Annotated in this window: 9 protein-coding genes and 1 pseudogene; 1 reads left to right on the top strand and 9 read right to left on the bottom strand. The window is 47.2% G+C overall.

What is annotated here, in order from left to right; all coding sequences use genetic code 11:
- The 5 genes and pseudogenes from DFP97_RS11330 to DFP97_RS11310 all read right to left on the bottom strand — a co-directional run.
- A pseudogene (locus tag DFP97_RS11330) lies at positions 1-199 on the bottom strand (hypothetical protein); the annotation flags it as partial.
- A gap of 277 nt (positions 200-476) precedes the next feature.
- Positions 477-2780: a helix-turn-helix domain-containing protein gene (locus DFP97_RS11325; protein ID WP_114380089.1), complete on the bottom strand. Its 2304-nt coding sequence runs from the start codon at positions 2778-2780 to the stop codon at positions 477-479.
- Positions 2781-2906: 126 nt separating this feature from the next.
- Complete coding sequence (locus tag DFP97_RS11320) at positions 2907-4340, bottom strand: glycosyl hydrolase family 28 protein (RefSeq protein WP_114380088.1); 1434 nt, start codon at positions 4338-4340, stop codon at positions 2907-2909.
- 141 nt (positions 4341-4481) lie between these two features.
- Positions 4482-6131 (bottom strand): ABC transporter substrate-binding protein, encoded by a 1650-nt coding sequence (locus DFP97_RS11315; protein WP_114380087.1) that lies wholly within the window; start codon positions 6129-6131, stop codon positions 4482-4484.
- A 164-nt stretch (positions 6132-6295) separates the two neighbouring features.
- Positions 6296-8620 (bottom strand): helix-turn-helix domain-containing protein, encoded by a 2325-nt coding sequence (locus DFP97_RS11310; protein WP_114380086.1) that lies wholly within the window; start codon positions 8618-8620, stop codon positions 6296-6298.
- A 370-nt stretch (positions 8621-8990) separates the two neighbouring features.
- Here DFP97_RS11310 and DFP97_RS11305 point away from each other — a divergent pair, with 370 nt between their 5' ends.
- Complete coding sequence (locus DFP97_RS11305) at positions 8991-9875, top strand: glycoside hydrolase family 43 protein (protein ID WP_181873468.1); 885 nt, start codon at positions 8991-8993, stop codon at positions 9873-9875.
- Here the strand turns inward: DFP97_RS11305 and DFP97_RS31175 are convergent.
- The 4 genes from DFP97_RS31175 to DFP97_RS11290 form a co-directional block, all read right to left on the bottom strand.
- Entirely contained in the window at positions 9853-10041 is a 189-nt protein-coding gene (locus DFP97_RS31175; protein ID WP_220271153.1) for a hypothetical protein, read from the bottom strand. The genes DFP97_RS11305 and DFP97_RS31175 overlap by 23 nt on opposite strands.
- A gap of 83 nt (positions 10042-10124) precedes the next feature.
- Positions 10125-10484, bottom strand: coding sequence for a glycoside hydrolase family 31 protein (locus DFP97_RS11300; RefSeq protein ID WP_245976116.1), 360 nt, complete (start codon positions 10482-10484; stop codon positions 10125-10127).
- A gap of 170 nt (positions 10485-10654) precedes the next feature.
- Positions 10655-12802 (bottom strand): RICIN domain-containing protein, encoded by a 2148-nt coding sequence (locus tag DFP97_RS31170; RefSeq protein ID WP_220271152.1) that lies wholly within the window; start codon positions 12800-12802, stop codon positions 10655-10657.
- Between the two features lie 498 nt (positions 12803-13300).
- Entirely contained in the window at positions 13301-18784 is a 5484-nt protein-coding gene (locus tag DFP97_RS11290; protein ID WP_114380084.1) for a discoidin domain-containing protein, read from the bottom strand.
- Positions 18785-18814 lie beyond the last annotated feature (30 nt).

The following is an 18814-nucleotide window of genomic DNA, read 5'->3' as shown; positions in this document are numbered from 1 at the left end:
AATGCCCGTTCTCATTCCCGAAGAAACGAATATTAAGCGTAACCGGAGCCTTCTTTGTTGCGGGTTCAGTACCTTCTGTCGCATTGCTGTTAGGCGTAGTGCTTTCTGCTGGCTCGCTTGTTTGCTTGCTGCTGCATCCAACAAATAATGTAGCAAGCATCATTACAGCAAGCAGCGTTACTAAAAACTTTTTGTTCATTTTTCTTCCTCCCCTTTTTTACCTAAATATATTTCTCGGCTCTCGTCGTGGTAACACTGAAAGCCCTTTCTCTTTTGACTCTAATACCCCATTTATGAGTGTTCAAGTTCTCGTTTAATCAAAATGCCGATTTGATGGTTTTTGAACCTGTTCAAAAACACACTGCAACGGATCCCGATGCTATTTGAACTCGGGCGGTTTACAAGAAAAAGAACCGACAGCTTAGATGACTACTTCAACAAGTCAATTCCGCTATCAGCTCTTTATCTGTTTCACTTTACCCATTCGAACTTAACTTGTTTTGACTCCCATTATTATGGATACTTATTCTATAATTCTCCGGGGTTCTGCTAAAGTGTTTTTTAAATACGGTAAAGAAGTGCTTGCTATTCTCTGGATACCCAACCAATTCAGCAATCTTGCTGACAGGATAATCTGTTTCAATTAGAAGTCTCTGTGCTTCTGACATCCTGCATTGTGTAATATAATCCGACAATGATATACCCGTTATCTCTTTGAATATAGACCTGACATAATTAGGAGACAGATCTACATACTTTGCTACTGTATCCGTTGATATATTCATACTATCATAATGCTTTCCGACATAATCTTTAATTTTATTCGCAATAATGGTTTTTACATTTTCTTTAGCATCATTGTCTTTTGTCTCTACAAATTTGGAACAGAGTGAATAGAGATACGTTTTTATTTCCTCCAACGTTTCGCAAGCTTGGATTTCAGAAACAAGCACCTTTATGCTGTATTCTCCATTCTCAATACTAGTCTTGGCTATACCGCTTAGTGTCCTTGTAAGCAACACGGCTAACTGCAACACCGTTATTTGTATTTCATCCGCACTAGATAAAGCAAGCCTTTCAAAAAACTCATTAAGGCTTGTGTCAATTTTTCTTATATGTCGTTCCTTTATGGCTTCGATCATTCTCTTCTCAATATCATAAGGATATTCATGGAGATCATTATTATTTCGTTCAGCTATATCGCCATATTTTATGACTGCTTTTCTACCGAATATAATTCGGTAATTCGAAGCTGCCAGCGCGTTCTGGAAAGATTTACTTATACCTCCAACTCCTTCAACAATATCACTTATTCCCGCTGATACCGATATCTTCAGATATTTGTCTACTTTATCTTGTATTTCCGTTGTCGTATCGATTAGTTTACTCACAATCTCGTCACTTCTATTATTTACATTTAAAATAATACTGACATAATCGTGTCCGTTATCAACGCCCTCTACCTTAAATCGTTTTTCCCTAAAGAATTCACATGCAATGTTAAGAATTGCAAATTTAACTAATCTTACGTCTTTCGACCATTTACCTGAAAGAACTTTTTCAAGTGAATCCATTTTAAGTACAATGGTCAAAAAGAATGGAGCGTCAAAACTTACCCCGCATTCCATCATATAATCTTTGTCGCAGATTTTTTCGTCAATATCCCCATCAACTAATTTTCCCAAATATGTCTTCTTCTTATCATTCAATAGTCGGTTTGAATCCAGTCTGTATTTATGAAGCAATTTTCTAAACGGATTATAGATACTTGATGTAAAAAATACAGCTAAAATGATCCCCGCAAGTATGAAAATAATCGTTAAAATCAATAATGTCTTTTGCATAGAATAGGCCGACGATAACAGCTTGCTATATTCGCCAATGCCTATAAATATCAAGCCTAAATGCTTTGCTTTCACATAGCTGACAAGTGATTCCTGATCATTAATCTTCGTTAAAAAACTGCCTTTTTCATTGTTAGACTGCATGATTTGTTTCGCAAAGCTTTCATTGGCAAGATTTTTATTGATCATAGAAGTGTCATCATGAGATAATACATTACCGTCTTTATACATGATCAATACTTGATTAAGATCTCCGGCACTTCCACTGGTAACCATCTGCTGTAGTATTCTTTCATTTAAATTAATGACTAATGACGATTCAACTTCACCATTATTCGAAGTGTTTGTAAGAACCAAGGTCAAGAAATTTTCGCTTATATTTTTATTATTTATTACATAATCCACTTTTCTTGTGAAATATTCATCAGAAACGCTTTGTTCCGTATTCCTCAGAATATGGATTATATCTTGATCCAAAAAATCAGTTGTCTTCTGAATCCCTTCTCCTAACTCAGATATACTGAATATTACCCTGTCAGCCTTGGCATTATAAATATAAATGGAACGAATAAGCGGATTTGAATTCACATATTGCTTTAATTTCTTTAATACATCTTGATCGGCGAATGCATCTGATTTATCATCATACAATCCATAATTAAGATCACTATCCAGATCATTAATAAATAAGTGATAAAAGTTATAATAAACATTTATGAGCATTAAATCTGCAATATAATAAGATTGCGATATAAAATTTTCAGAGGTTTGACTGACATGCTCTATACTTCTATTGTTGTAAGTGCGAAATAAGACAAAGGAAAAAACGGATAATAGAACGATAACAATAACTAAATAGGATGAAAGGATTTTTATTAATAAATTATTTCTTCTATAGAGGGATTTTAGCCTGCCCTCTTCTCTATCTACCTTCATTTTGCAGTCCCCCTCGAAATAGCTATTGGGAGAACGCCCTGGGAAACCGATCTTGTATTCAGTCCCCCAGTTCGCCCAAGGCCCGTTCTTGATGTCCAGGTAAAAAATACGCCTCAAATTTGATAATCACTTACGAAACTGAATGCCATGGGCGTGCTCGTTGATGTCGAAACGCCCCTGCTCCGCATCTAGAATCAACTCGCCATTGATCCGCAGATTGGTGAAGGTAACCCCTTCCACACTCCGTTCACGGTCAAACCCGTATATTCGGTTTTTGTTTTCATTTTTGCCATTATAGGTCACATTCCGGAAATGAATGTTCTCAATACGTTTACCGGCAACAGGGTTATATTTCTCGTTCCACACCACACGGATGTCCACCAGCTGGCCCAGCTCAAAATCCTCCACACGGATGTTGTCATAGGTGACGTTCCGCACCGTATTATTATCTCCGACATTAATATTCATGGCCCCCCAATAACCGGGCTGGGGCTCATGATGCTCCAAAATATCGATATTGCTGAACTGGATATCCTCGATCAAGTCTCCCCGACGATAGTCCCCATGTCCGCCGATATTTATTGCATGAGCTACGTCAGCCCAAAGGATGGAGTCTTTGACACTTACGCAGCGTGAATCCCCTTTATAATCCCAACGGCTTCCGTATACGGCAATGCAATCGTCGGACGTCCGCAGGAACACATCCTCGATCTCAATATGCGAGCTGGACATCATGTCGATACCGTCGCACCATCCCCGCGTGCTGAAGGATTTGAAGTTGCGGATCCGGATATGCTCGGACTTGCCGATATATATGCTGTAGTGAGGCGGGTCCAGCAGTACGATCCCTTCCACGGTAATATGTTGCGAGAAGAGGATTCGGACACCCCGAAACGCAGAAAACCGGTGAAAGTCAGCTAAATACAGTACCCCTCTGCCACGGATGGTAACATTCTGTACATGATCACAGACGAGGGAGCCGACCACAATGGCGCCGCCGGCGATATAGACGGTTTTCCCGGACGGAATGCGGAAGATTGTCTCCTCCAGATAGTGCATCCCTGGCCCAAAATAGATCACTTCCGGTGCCGCTCCTCCAGGGAGCGGACTATTCGCCAGACGTTGAATATCCTCCATTCTGTGGATGGCAGGCTTCAAGAACAGCACATTCGGGTCATCCGGTTTCGGTGGATTGTCCTCCGGAGCATTCGCGAAAAGATGAAGATTGCCGAAGCGGTCCCCGTTCACTTCTATGGACAGCTTGCAAGGTTCATTCAAACGGAAGGTAACAGCTGCTCCTTCCACCTCGAACGGAATTTGCTTCGAAAGAGGCCTGATAACGACTTGCTGTACGGTTTCCTTCCGGCTCTCGACCCTTACCTCCACCGTTCCTTCCATGTCAAAATAGGCCATGGAGGCCTGTCTGACATTGTGCATGTCCACCTTCGCTTCATACACGAAGAGTGGCTGCCATCTCTCCCCCGGAATGCGGACGCTAACCTCAAAATCATCCCGGCCTACCGCCCCTTCGGGCGCCTCCCAAATCTTTAAAAAGCTCATCAATTTTTTCCTCACTTTAACAAGATACTCTCTTCTCGATGCTTTTAAGTATGCACAAAATAGCGCTTGCAAACTACTTTAATATATAACGAATACTGTGATCGAACTCTTCCAACACTGTAATCGTGCATGATTTCAGGATTACTTGCCGCCTTTATCAAGATACGCCTGGACTTGCTTGACCAGCTCTGCCCGAATCTTATCCAATCCCAGCGCACGAAGTTCCTTGTTCATCTTCGTGGCCGTATCCCTCCAGTTCGGATCGGATCCCGTTACGAAGAGAGGCTTGTATTCTTCAAGCTTGGGAGATACTTTCGCAATTTCGGTCTTTACTGGCGTTGCGTCAAATACAAATTGTGCCAGAGGCAGCGTATAATACGCGTCATTCGTTTTTACAAATTGGAGTACCTTTTTCGCATACGGATCCATATCAGCATTTGTGCGTTCATACATTGAATTCATCGACAATTCATACCACGGGAAGCTGTATTTTTTAGCTTGATCATCCGTACGCGAATAGCCATGATCTCCGACCTTGGTCCAGTGCTCTCCTTCGATTCCCCAGGTGAACAGATCGTTGTTTTCCTGGCTGCTGAAAATCCAATCCAAGACTTTCATCGTACGGTCAACATTTTTGGACGTTACCGGAACGACAGCGTGGTTGTACGGGATATAGTTGGTTCCGAGAGCTTGGGGCTGAAGTTTGGCGACTTTGGTGTTATAGACGAAGTACTCGATATCTGCGCCGGGAATAGCTTGTTGGATCGTTTTCTTAACGTCAGCCATCGCTCTTACATTCCATTCGCTTGCTGCGGCTTTGCCGGAATTGAACAGCGCTCCGGGGTTCTTCTGAGCCAAAACATCTTCCTCAAGGTATTTGTTCCATTGAACATACTTATCCAGGTATTGGTACAGGTAATCCGGTTTATTATACGGAGCCGGGAGGTTTGCATAATCCGATGCCGGGTCACCCAACGTTACAGCACCTAATACCTTTTTGCCGTCATCGGTAAGAACCACGCTGAAATTCACGCCTGTACCGGAGATGAAGTACGGGTTGGTGCGAATGTTCTTTTGCACCTCTTCATTAGCGAACATTTCACCATTGGCAAAGCCGCGAGTATTTCGTACAGCCAGAGGAACCAGCTCCGGGTTCTGCTCCTTCACCTTATCCATGAAAACCTGGAACTCTTCCATGGTCTTGATCGGTTGCAAGCCATATTTCTCGCGCAAGTCCTTGCGGTAATAAATAACGCCCGGAATTTTCCAAGCCTCCGTCATTGGAATGCTGTACAGATGACCATTCACTTTATTGGCTTCAATGAGTTCCGGCGGAAACGCTTTCTTCAATCCCGGGTATTCATCATTGTTGAAATACTTTTCTAGCGGTTGATAATACCCCCGTGCAATATTCTGATACAAGTTTACGTAGCCAAGATAGTCGAACGACAAGTCCACTTCCTCGCCGGCGGCCATCTTCAGTCCAAGCTTCTGCGTCAGTTCGCTGCCGGCAAACTCGATTTCGAGCTTGGTATTCAGTGTATCCTTGGTGCGCTTCTCGAACTCGGCCAACACCTTATCCATCTCTGCCGGCTTGGATTGCATGAACAGTAATTTCAATGTTACAGGTGACGGTGGCGTAGACGGTGCACTTGAAGCTGTGGAAGAGGCGGCGCTCGGAGCAGTTGAAGCTCCGGCATCTCCATTGCTTTTGGAGCAAGCTGCAACAGATAGCACCATTGTTGCAGACGCCATCAATAAGATTGCGTTCTTGATCGACTTGCTTTTCATGTTGCGATTTCCCCCTTTCCATTTGATTATATACTAGAGCGCTTATTAAGCGGAATTAGCCAAAATTAGTCTTTTACGGGGCCTAAATACTACTGTAACAGTGAAACAAGGCTGCCTTCCCCACAACCCAGTTGTCAGGTAGGCAGCCTTGTTTATATATACCATTAATTCAACCGATGCTCCATTCGGTAATGCTGCGGCGACTTGCCTGCGTACCTCTTGAACGAGACATAAAAATAATTGGAATTTGCTATGCCGACCATCTCACTGATCTTCACAGCGGGGTAATCCGTTTGGATCAGCAGTTCCTTGGCTTTCTCAAAACGGTAGTTGCTGAGATATTGACTTATGGTCTCGCCACATAGATCATTGAATATTTTGCGGACATGGTTTTTGGTCATTCCGGTTTGCTTCACAAGGTCGTCAATAGTTAGATTCGGGTTGCTGTATTCCGTGTGGATATATTCCTTCACCTTATCAACAACCTTGACACCTCGCAATGAAAAATCATTTTCCCGGAAATCCATGATCTTCTCGCATATTCTGATGTATTCTTCCTTGATCTGGGCTAATGTATCCCATTGACGCAAGGACTCCGATAATGAGGACAGATCCATGTGCAGCAGCTCATCATCATCTGTAATCACCTTCGCAACACGTTCCGACATCATCACCATTTGGGACAGGTACTGAATGAACTCTTCATATGGATACTTCGATATCGTTTCGAAAAACTCGTCTACAAGCGCACGATACTTTTGTTTGTTTCCCGTCTTCATCTGATCCGTAATCATCTTTTCCAATTGGTAAGGGTATTCATCCACCGGCATCCGCTGCGACATCTCCGGCACATAAGGGATTACCGTTCCCTTCCCTTGAATAATTCTGTATTGCGCCGCCTGACAAGCCTGGTTCCAAGAATAAGTCACTTGCTCCAGACGGTGTACAACAGTTCCGAAGGATATGGTTACGGATAAGGGGAGATATTCCCTGATATTTCCCAGCGCTTCATAGAATGCTTTTTGATAAGCATCGGCATGGTTCAGTTGGCCTTCAATCATTTTTATTAGAACAGCGATCGTGTCATCATTATATTCGAATAGCTCCGCAGTACAGTAAGGCCGCAAGGTTTCGTCAACGATATTCATGATCGCATACTTGAACAGCGCCTGGTCTTTCAATTGAAATCTGTTGCTTAGAGAAGAATAATCATCGATCCGAATCACAGCAGCCAGATAAGGTCCGCCGGCAAGATGGATTCCAAGGTTATGAAGACTCTTAAGATTATCGGGGGTTTCCTTGAACATGCCAAGAATAACCTCATTAAGCAATTCCTTCTTGCTGGCATTTCTATACCTGGACATGCTGCTCTGCAAATCAAGCACCCGTTCCTCTTGATGGGATATCCAGGATTCAATCATTTTATAATCATCCGCATGTTGTGGATGCAACGTTTTGGATGAAGCCTCCCCTATTTTCCTTGCCAAGTTCCGAATGGGCATGTAGATCGCCCGGATGGAGAAAAAAGCAATAACTATCGCAATAATGATAAACAGACCGGTAATACCCAGGATGAACCGCTGAACCATGATTACGGTTCCCAAAATGCTATTTTCTTCCACCATACTGATTGCGATCCATCCCAGTTGATCGGATTTTATGTAGGAAACCAAATGGTTATCCCCATGGATCGAAATACTGATTTGTCCTCTTGTATTCTCGGAATGCAAAATCTCATCGATGTAAGGTTCCTTCGTTAAAAGATTCATGAACATTTGCGGGTCCTTATGGGAAAGCACCGTCCCATGCTGATCGATAATCATGGACTGCCGTGATATTTCCTTCCCTGCTTTGCTTATGAGCTCTTGAAGCGTTTGTTGATTCAAGTTAACAACCAGCGCCCCGTCTGAAGCTCCATCCTGCTTAAACTGTGTATATATGATCGATAACATATTCAAGTCAACGGGTTCATTACCATAAGAAAGCCGTTCCCTTCTTGGAATGAAGGCTCCACTTCCGCCGATATTTCGTCCTTGCTTCAACAGTTGGGTCATCCCTTTGTCGTAGAAGTCATCTACATTTCTTCGGGTGCTTTCAGAGGAAAAGACGATATCATGATTCATGTTATAAATATAGACCGATTCAATTAAGGGGTTGGCTGCTTTCAAATCCACTAGCTTATCCCGGATCCGCTTGGACTGCATGCCGGTAAATTCATCCCCATACATCGCGTTAAAAATATCCATATCATTCGTATAAAGCTGCCCGAAGTAGTAGTAGGTGGATCTCAGCAGGACGTCAGCCGTGTGGTAAGCTTGCTCTGTCATGGTATCAACAGATGCTCTTGCTTCCTTGGTTAAGCCACTGGAGACTGTGTTTATCATGAAAAACGTAACCACACTAACCAAAATCAGCACAAGCATGGAATGAAAAAACACCGTTTTCCCCAATATTGAAAGTTTGAAAGGAATACCACTGATTCTCTTCATCGCCTGCCCCCGTCTTTGCATCAAAAAAGTAAAATGACGCCTGTTCTTATATCTTAAAATGCCAGATTTAAAAGAGCAAGCACATGCTGCTTAGCGACCCGAGTATTCAAATCAAGGATCACCCCGAGCGAAACTGCAACCGACAATTTTTAATCCGGGAGATTAGTTCTTTTTGGGAAAAATCGAAGTCCTTAATCCTGAGTTCGATTTCCGACAATTCCGTGATTTTGTTGATTTTTAAAATTGAACTGATACGTCACATTTGCTATTCTTCTTTTTAAAGAAGTGTTGCAACCATGTTAAAAAAATCGAATTGCTGAATGTGCGAGCGATCTGATCATTACAACGGACGAAAGGATAGAGGAATAGCATGCAGATAAAGCGATTGTCGGATATTCATCTGCGGGACCCGTTTGTGCTTACAGACAAGAACGAGAAAAAGTACTATTTATATGGAACCCTTGGTGTGAATGTATGGGAGGGTCCAGCGATCGGGTTTGATGTATATGTAAGCAGCGATTTGCAGGAATGGACAGGCCCGATACCGGCCTTTCGTCCCGAACCTGACTTTTGGGCGGACCATCACTTTTGGGCGCCGGAGGTATACCTTTGGGGCGGGCGCTACTATATGTTTGCAAGCTTTAAAGTTGAGGGGCGGTGCCGGGGGACTGGTATTTTGACGGCAGAATCGCCGGAAGGCCCTTTTCATTCCATGGGATTGCCTTTGACACCTCCCGATTGGGAGTGCCTGGACGGTACTCTATTTGTGGATGAAAACGGTGCTCCATGGATGGTTTTTTGCCGTGAATGGCTGCAGGTGGAGGATGGCGAAATGTATGCTATTCGGCTGCAGGAAGACTTGACAGGTACGGTTGGCGAACCGGTCTTGCTCTTTCGGGCGTCGGAAGCTCCATGGACCACGGGATTTGGAGAATCAGGAGAAAATTATGTAACGGATGGACCATTCTTGTATAGACTTCCGAGCGGCGAATTGATAATGCTTTGGTCTTCGCATGGTGATCTAGGTTATGCGCTGGGAATTGCACGTTCCCAATCTGGGCAAATCGCTGGTCCTTGGACGCATGATCCTCTGCCGTTGTTCGCGAAGGATGGGGGACATGGGATGCTCTTTCAGACATTTTCCGGTCAATCCATGCTAACCATCCATGCACCAAACGACGCGCCAAACGAACGTCCCGTGCTGTTTCGAGCGGTGGAGGATGGCGGCCGTCTTACCATTGAGAAGAGGGATTGAGGCATCTTATGCCGCTCGATTTGGACGTCTCACCGTTTGACAATTCGGGCACTAACAAGGAAGGCGTATCCCGGACGTGACGAACGTTCAAAAACATGCGGACGATTTCATTGACATGACTGTCCGCTATGCCAAACGCATCACCGGCACTCCTATAACGAATCATCCCTGTTAATCCCGTTTATTCCATAAAATGAAATAAAGAGAAGCAGGCGTTAATCCTGCTTCTCCGTGAAACCCGAAACAATATCATATTTTTCCAATGAGATACGCTTGTCTTCCATCCCGTAAAAATACCGGAATCGAGCTTAGAGGAGCTTCAACAAGAATGGTTTGTCCGCCTTCGAAGACACTTCCCGTACGCGCATCCGTCCATTTTGAACCTTCAGGCAGATAAACCTCTCTGGATACAGCGCCTTCATAAAGGTTAGGAGCCACCAACAGATCCGGACCATACAGGTATTCGTCCTTGATATCCCAGACCTTATCGTCATTTTTGAATTCATAGAAGAGCGGCCTCATAACCGGCGCACCTTTCTCATGGGCTTCTTTCATCAGCTCACGGGTATAGTCCCTTAAAGCTTCCCGCAATTCCATATATTTAACCAATATCTCGTAAGCCTGAATGGAAGCCGTATGAGCATCGTAATCAATCTCAATCAGAAAATCATTTACTTTATTTTGATTTCTTTAGAATCTTGTGCCCGTTAGCGTGTAACATCAAAAAACCGCTCACCCCCGAACGGAAATGAGCGGTATAAATCAAGCATTCAGTATACTCAGTTTACAATCTGCCACCTTTGGTTGGCGCTGCTGCCTCCTCCGTATTGACCCAGGTCCGCCCCGTCGGTCGTGCGGCCCACCCCGTCCAGATATAACCCCGAAGCTCGGTTTCGGATCCGCACATTGTTGCCATCAATCGAGACGGACCATTGCTGATTATTGCTGGTGCTTGAGCTCCATTGTCCGGCAATGGAGCCGTTGGTCGTGAGGCCCATACCGTCCAGGTAAAGTCCGGTTGCAACATTCTTAAATCGCACATAGCTCCCGCTAATTTCTTCAATCCACCGCTGATTATTGCTGGTGCTGGAACTCCATTGTCCGGCAGCGGAGCCGTTCACCGTGCGGCCTATCCCATCGATATACAAGCCGGTGGCGGCGTTTTTGAATCTGACTGAAGCAGTCCCTGAACTTCCTCCTGTAGCTGCAGATACGACAGCGGATTTCGATCCTCCGGCTACCTCAACTTGATAATAGTAGGTCGTATCAGGGGTTAAGCTTGTATCGCGATATACTGTCGCTGCAGTGGGGGCGCTGCTAATCTTTGTAAAGGTGCCATTCGGATCTGTGGACCGGTAGATGTTATACCCAAGCGCATTCGGCACTCCCTCCCAGCTTAAGTAGATCGTATTCGCACCCGCCGCCGTTGCCGTCAATCCCGTTATCGAGCCTAATGTGATCTTATTGCTCAAGCCATCCGTCTTTGCCGTATCAGGTGTGTACAGCAAAGAAGCAAGCGGATAATCCTTCTGTGCAACCTCCGGCATTCTCGTTTCATATGCGTAGGCCAAGTATTTGTATTTTTCCTGGGTCATATCCCGCCCTTCGATATATTTATAATAGTTGTACAACACACTTAAGTAAGGATCGAATCTGCCCCTGCCCGGCCATGGGTTGATCTTATCATAATACTGAATAGTACTGTTTTCGTTTGCCCATGCAGGCGTCCATAACATTTCATACCCCAAATGATATTTCAGAGCATAAGTCGTCCCTTCCAGCAAGCGGTCATCCAGGTAATTGAATGCATTCACCGCATTAGCGGCAGTAGATCTCGCTCCGGTTACCGGGTCAACCTTCGTGCCTTGGGCATTGATGGTTTGCGCCAATGTAGACAGTCCGGCGATATCGGCGTACGTATGTCCCTGATCGCGTCCCATTTCTACTAATTGCACATGGTAATCCGACGGGTCTAGCGGTTCTCCTGTCCTTTCATTTTTCGTCATCCACCGCATCTGATGCTTGATGGAACCGTTTCTTCCCCCGTCATTGCCAGCAGCATTTACAGTCGTGGCTTCTACAGCCTCATCGTAAAGCTGCAGATTATTGGTGAAGATCGCTCTTCCCATCGTTCCCATAACCCCGAACTGATGCTGATTCATAAACATTCCATGAGCGTTATAAGTAACGGCAACGATGTCCATGAGATGGGTAAGATTCGCTGTATCTGCATCCGTCCATTTCTCACTCAACGTAAGCGTATCGGAATAGCGCAGGATTTCCGCCGCTGCCGAGAGAAGATAACTCATTATAGCAAAACGGAAGTTCGTATGGGTAACGATATCCTCTGCGGCAGAATAACTCCTGATGATTTTCATGGCATTTGTGCGATACGTTACATCGCCGGTAATATACCACATAACCGCCTGCATGAGAGCAGTTTCAGAATCGGTATTGGCACGCGCTCCTACATATTCGCTGGGATTACTGTAATATTTAGGATTCGCTGGGTCGGTATAAATATCGTTAAACCCCCAAGGCCCTTGTATGTGCTTGAAGATATAAGTATTTTCATAATAGATTCTTGGCGTTTTACTGGATTGAGAGTCGGCGGCAAAGGCATTAAACGCCGTATTCCAAGGTTCATCCCCCGCTCTAACGTGATCGCGCATGTTGTCCAAATCCGTCTGACTCATTGCAATGCCTGGATGGTTAATGGTTCCCGTTACCGTGTTCCCGGAGGAATCGGTATAGGACAAATTTGCAGACGTACTTACTACCTGCGGCTTATAAGGAGTTATCAGCGGCGAAATCGCCGCTTGTGCCGTTTGGCTGCCGATCGTGAGAAAGGTCGTCATCGCCAACACCAAACAAAGAATGCCAGAAACAATCCTGTGGGGAAAACTGTTCTTCTCGAAGAGATACATGTCATTTCCTCCTTTTTTTAACTGCTCATTGTGGCCTGTTTTATCTCCGCAGCCCGTTTACAATCACTTCCTCTATCGCATCCCCCCCTTTCAAACGCATTTCTGAAATCATGTACAAATATATAGCTATCGTTGGATTGAAGTGCTTTCGCTCTTCAACATGTTGTAATCGCTTACAACATTATCGTTGATTGAAAATTCGTCTTATATGCGGGAAAAATCTTAATCCTCTCGCGCCTATTGCGACTTTTTGCTTGGCGCGGTCAAAATCGGCTTGCGTGTACAAGATTCCCTCGTGCGCCGTTGTGGCGGCGCTTACATTTTTCGGTTGACCGTTACGCCTAAAGGGATGGCCGAAATCATGAGCAGGATTGAAAGCGAAATATCAAACTAAAGGGGAAGGCCGACTCGGTATGCGCTCCTTTCGGCCTTCCATTTATTCCATGCTTTGATGCCTAATAATTCAGCGACTTTGCCAAACGTACCGGTTTGTCCGGTTTATTGCTGCTTGACGGTAATGGTGATCGTCTCGCTGGACGTCTCGCCCGACGCATTGACCAGCACAGCGCGGTACTCGTATACGCCCGGCGCCCTGCCGGATATATTCGTTACCGCCTGCTGGGCTTTCGGCGTTGCCACGCTCAGCGTCTTCGTGTCAATCAATACGCCGTTCTCGTACAGGCGGTACTCGGAACCGTTCGTTCCCCACCACATGTTCATCGTAATATCGTAATTCCCGTCGCCGTCCCAGTTGTTATGGGACAATACCGGTTTGCCCGGCGAAGCGTCGGTGACTTTTACGATAAGCGGGTCGCATGCTGTCGTGCCGAAGACGTTCGTCAGCTCGCAGGTGTACGTATACGTACCGTTCGCTTTACCCGTGATATCGATTTTCACGGTTTGGGCCTCCGGCGAGTTGTCCGTCAGCTTCTGCGCAGAGATCAGCTTGCCGTTCTCGTACAGCTTGAATTCGGTGCCGTTGTTCCCCCACCACAGGTTCATGGTGACGGTATAGCTGCCGTCCTTCAGTCCCGTGTCATGTCCGTTGTTGTCGGAAAGGACCGGTTTACCCGGTGCTCCCGATGCTAACGGCGTCACATCGTGCAGCCACTGTGCCCAGCGAACAAGCACTGCCGCCTGCTCGGCCGTGAACACGTTACCGCTTTGCTTGTTCACTTCCGTGATATACGCTTGCAGCAGTTTGCGGGCTTCCGCGCCTTTTCTTTCTGCCGCTCTCGCTTCAGCCGTTTCCAGCTGCTGCTGCAGCGATGCCGCAATTTGATCGGCACCTGCAGCACCGGTTTCGGCCGCGAAAGTACCGGTCAGCGCAGAAAGGCTGTCGAATGTCGCCACTACGCTGTACGAATGTTCAGCCGATCTGCGGTGTCCCGCGCCATCTTCCGCTTCCGCCGTCACCTTATGAGGGCCCGGATCAAGCGTATACGCTTTGATATTCACAAGCGGTGCATCGCACGGCGAGTAGGTCACGCCGGATACGGTATCCACCGCGCTGCACGTGATGTTAACCGTCTGATCAATGGTGTACGAAGCTTCACCGGCAATCGTGACTTGCGGTGCAGTCAGATCGATTTTGACATTCACCGATTTCGGATAAACCGAATCGGTAACCGTAACCGGCCGATACAGCATTAGGTTCGGCCCTTCCTGACTCAAGGCAACAGCTCCGTCATAAACGCTCCAGCTGCTTCCGCCGTCCAGACTGTACTGCACATTCCCGTAGGCCGATAACGTCACCGTCACGGGAGCTGTATACCAACCGTTCAGGCCGTTCGGTGCGGAAGGATCGAGCGAAGCCGTGATCTTAATCTCCAGACCTTCCAGCGCTTCACGCAGCTTCTGAGCTGCCGCATCGATCTCGCCCTGCGGTGCCCCGGCATTGTTATTCACAGATTGTGCCGCCGATACTTCAGCCTGAAGCGCTGCAACGCTTTCAGCCGTATAGTGGTCGGTAACGACCTGATCCGCTTGGTTCAGCAAGAGCGCAAGCAACGTGCGATCCATGAAGAGGAATTGCAACTCCCCGACGTTGGCAAAACCATTCGGCGTGTAATATCGCAGATAACGATATGCCGTATTGTTGTTGATCGCTTGCGTATACCATTGCTGACCAGATACCCCATTGATTGTATGCAAAGTGTTGAAGTTAACCCCATCATTGGAGCCTTGGATCAGCGCTCCATTCATTCGGTTTTCATTGCCGGAGCGTGGTATAAACTTGATGCCGTTAACCGTTATGGCGTTTCCTTCGCCCAAGTCAACATTCACCCAACCGGCTGCGGTTTTGGTGTCAGGGGATGTGTTCGCGTTGCCGTCAAAAGCACGCCATCCGTTCGCCGCCGCACTCAACTTGCCGTCCCACGAAACCGTATTTGCCGTCACCATAGAAGGTGTAATAGCGCTTATCGGCACCAGTATCGAACTCGCCTGAAGCAATTCATTCAGAATGGCCATTTTGTTCGCTCCCAGTTCCGCCAATTCCGCCTTGATCTCTTTCACTTTTTGTTGATACAGGTAGTAGCTGCCTCGGGTATAGCCGTCCGGCGCCAGCACGATGGAATCAAAGTAAGCTGCATCATAATCCAGATCGCCGTGGAATCTCACTTCCGCCATATTCCCGAACCAGCTGTTCCCATTGATAATACGGATATACCGGTAGGGGTTCTTGTCGGTAATAGACAAGATCTGCCAGTCCCGCGTGGAGACGGCTCCTGTGGAGATGGTCTTCCATGTTACATTGTCGTTGGAGCCCTGAATGACCGTACCGTTGATTCTTGTATAATATCCGTCTTGCCTTGCCAGTAGCTCCACATACTTCAATCGCGCGTTGCCGCCTTGTTTAAAGTCGAAGGTGACCCATGCTCCGGCACCGCTTCCGTTCAAGCGGTAATCGGTCACCGTACCCGGATTGTTATCGAACAATCTGTTCGCTGATGCGATCGCGTCTGCCGGCGATCTGCCGTAAGAATCGCTCACTGCAGCGATTGACGTCACACCGGGGATCACGTCCGATTCGTCCACCAGTATCAAGCGAGACCCGTCGGTTACGAACAACGTTGCCGGGGCATCGATACCTTCCGCCGTCTGATAATTGAGTTTAAATTTCAACGTGCCGGGCGCCGCATCCGGTCCCATGACCGCTTTGGCCGTCCAATTCAGGCCATCCTCCGAATGAACGGTCGCGGGTACACCCTGAAGCGTAACCTTCACATTCTGAATGGCTTCAGTTGATTGGAAGGATAATTTCGCTGTGTCTCCCAGGACAATCCGCCCTCCGAAGGCCTGATCCGAACCGATGGAGACCGATGAGATCTTGTTGATGACCTCGTGACGCTTCCCGAAGATCCGGAACTCGGACAACTCAATGAAGGGAGCGTCGTACGGCTTATGAATCATTTGGATTTTCAGAAAACGGAATTGCTCATTCTGGAGCTCCGGCGACACCGTCAACGTGTGCATCTCTGATGACACGGGGGTCACTCCCGGCGTCAACCGGGTCCAGGTTTCATTGTCATTGGATCCGTACATGGTAATGCCGCCGCCGCGTTCAGGAAATCCTGCCCGTGCCTGAATCTGGAAGCTACTAGCCGAAACCCGGAAATTGGGCCCCATGTCCATATGAACGTCCCTACCGAACGTACTCGTGACACTGTCCAGATAAGTCTTCAAGTTAAAGCCGGAAGATACGAAAATATTCTGATAATAAATGCTGCCGTCAGTGTGTAACGGCGTGGTTAACTCAAGTCCTTGCACGGCGTCATCCAGAGCCGCCAGCTTCTGATAGAACTCGGCATCCGTTGCGGTGTCAATGACGCTCATGGTGTCATCGTTTGTTAGTTTATACGTATCGAGCGTTGCCCAGATATAATCCTTATTGGCGTCATAGGGCGCAATGACGGCATCCACCGCCGACTGCCGATCATTGGCGACGGTCACCATGACATCTCTCGTGGATACCGTCGTGCCGTCGGAAGCTTCCACGACGAAGGCATACGTTCCGGCCTGCGTCGGTTTCCAGTCAAATGCGCCGGTGCTTATATCGAATACGGCGCCTTCGGGCACACCCGCAATCCGATAGGTCACAACATCGGACGTGCCTGCGTCCGTCGCCGAGAAATCTAAATGGAGCGCCGCCCCGGACCCAACATAGGTAAACAGGTTCAAAGCGGCATTTCCTTCATTAAACACCGGCGGCGTCAGTTCATTGGCCGCGTTGACATTGATATGGTCGATATCGACCGTCGTTCCGCTGCCTATAATCGTGAAATAATTCAGGGCCCCGAGCCCATGGCCTTCATAATATACATATCTCCATTGCCCCTGGGTATCCGGCAACGTGATCGTTTCGCCGAAGGCTTCCAGCTTCGCCGCACCGTTTGTCCGAATCTTGTATCCGAGCACTTTCGTACCGCTGCCGGATTCAACCAAAGCGATTTTGCTGCCGGATTCCGTGGCGTTAATGCGGACGAAGGAAACATCGCCCTCTTGCATGGCGGTCGAGTTGCCGTCCAAGCTGGTGAACCGATCCTCAATCTCCTTCCAATTCGGGTTCGGGTTAACCTTCGGGAGATTTGTCGCTCCCTCGACCTCGGCTTCCTTGGGGATGTACAACCAATATTCCCCTCCGGAATCCCGTGATGCCCACCAGTAATTCGTCCTCTTTTTGAACATCTCGGCGAAGTACGGAGCAACCTGCTCTATGTCCAAGCCTTGCTCATATTTATAGTAATAGTATAGATCATAGGCATTGCCGCCGATTCTTCCCCGATATTCGGTACTCAATACCTGGTAAATGACCGGACTGCCATCCTCACGCATACGCGCCTCTGTCGGGATCCAAGGCGTATCATAGCCGTTCATATACCGGGCAAAATGATCGGTGCCTGCCAGAATGCGCTTGCCGAGAAAATCGTACGAGGTAACCGCATTCTCCGCAGTGGAAACCGTACCGTCAACCGGATCCACCTTGGTTCCCTGAGCCTGCAACAGACGAGATATAATGGAGACATTGATGACGTCGCCGGTGCTGTGAGCCTGGTCCCTGCCCATCTCCGTAATCTGCACCTGCGGGTTTTCCACCTTCTCGCCCGTCGCCGCATTCGTATCGACGAGCCGGAACAATCTCTTGATGGAACCGTTCACGTGCTGATCCACAGCCGTCTTGTTCACCGTGAACCACTCGACTGCCTCGTGATACCGCTCCACATTGCCGGTGAAGATATATCCGGAAATGGCTCCGATCAGCGGATAAAGATGCTGGTTCATGAAGCGGCCATTCGTATGATTGAAGGTATCGGTGACCGGAACGATCACATTATTCGTGAGATTGGCCGTATCCTGGTTTGTCCATTCCAGTTCCGGCGTCTGCGTGCTGGTATACCTCATGATCTCCGCGGCGGTAACCATACGGTAGAGAGGCACTCCCGTGTGAATGTGCGAATCGACAAAATACGCGTAATCCGCAGGGTTCTTCTGCTCCCATTTCCGGATAATATACATCGTATTGGCCCGATAAACCTCATCGCCCGTTATCACATACATAAGAGCCTGCGTATACGCTGTTAAGCCATCCCATATGAATTTTTCGTTATAGCCCTGGCTGCACCAACAGCCTTCGGAAAATCTGGACGAGACCGTCCGGGTCGCAAGCGGGGTTCCCCATGGGTCAGTCGACGCTACCAACTGGTCGAAATAGGTTTTCCAAGGCTCCTTCTGCGCCCGTACCTGCGTTTGCAAATTCTCGAGTAATTCCTTGGTTAGTCCGACACCCGGATGCTTGAAACCGTTTGCATCTATGGTCTCGTAAATCGTCGGCAAATAATCCGTTATAACCGATTCCGAGCCTGTTTCGGCTGATACGGTTCCCGCCGATACGGGCAACAATGCGACGATCATGCTAGCGATAATGAGTAACGGCAGAAACTTTTTCAATACTTTACCAGATTCTTTGTTACGAACCTTCATGTTGCACTCCCCCAATACAATCTTTTGATG

It is taken from the genome of Paenibacillus prosopidis, from assembly GCF_003337375.1.
Lineage (GTDB): Bacteria > Bacillota > Bacilli > Paenibacillales > Paenibacillaceae > Pristimantibacillus > Pristimantibacillus prosopidis.
This window is presented reverse-complemented; position numbering and strand designations above follow the sequence as displayed.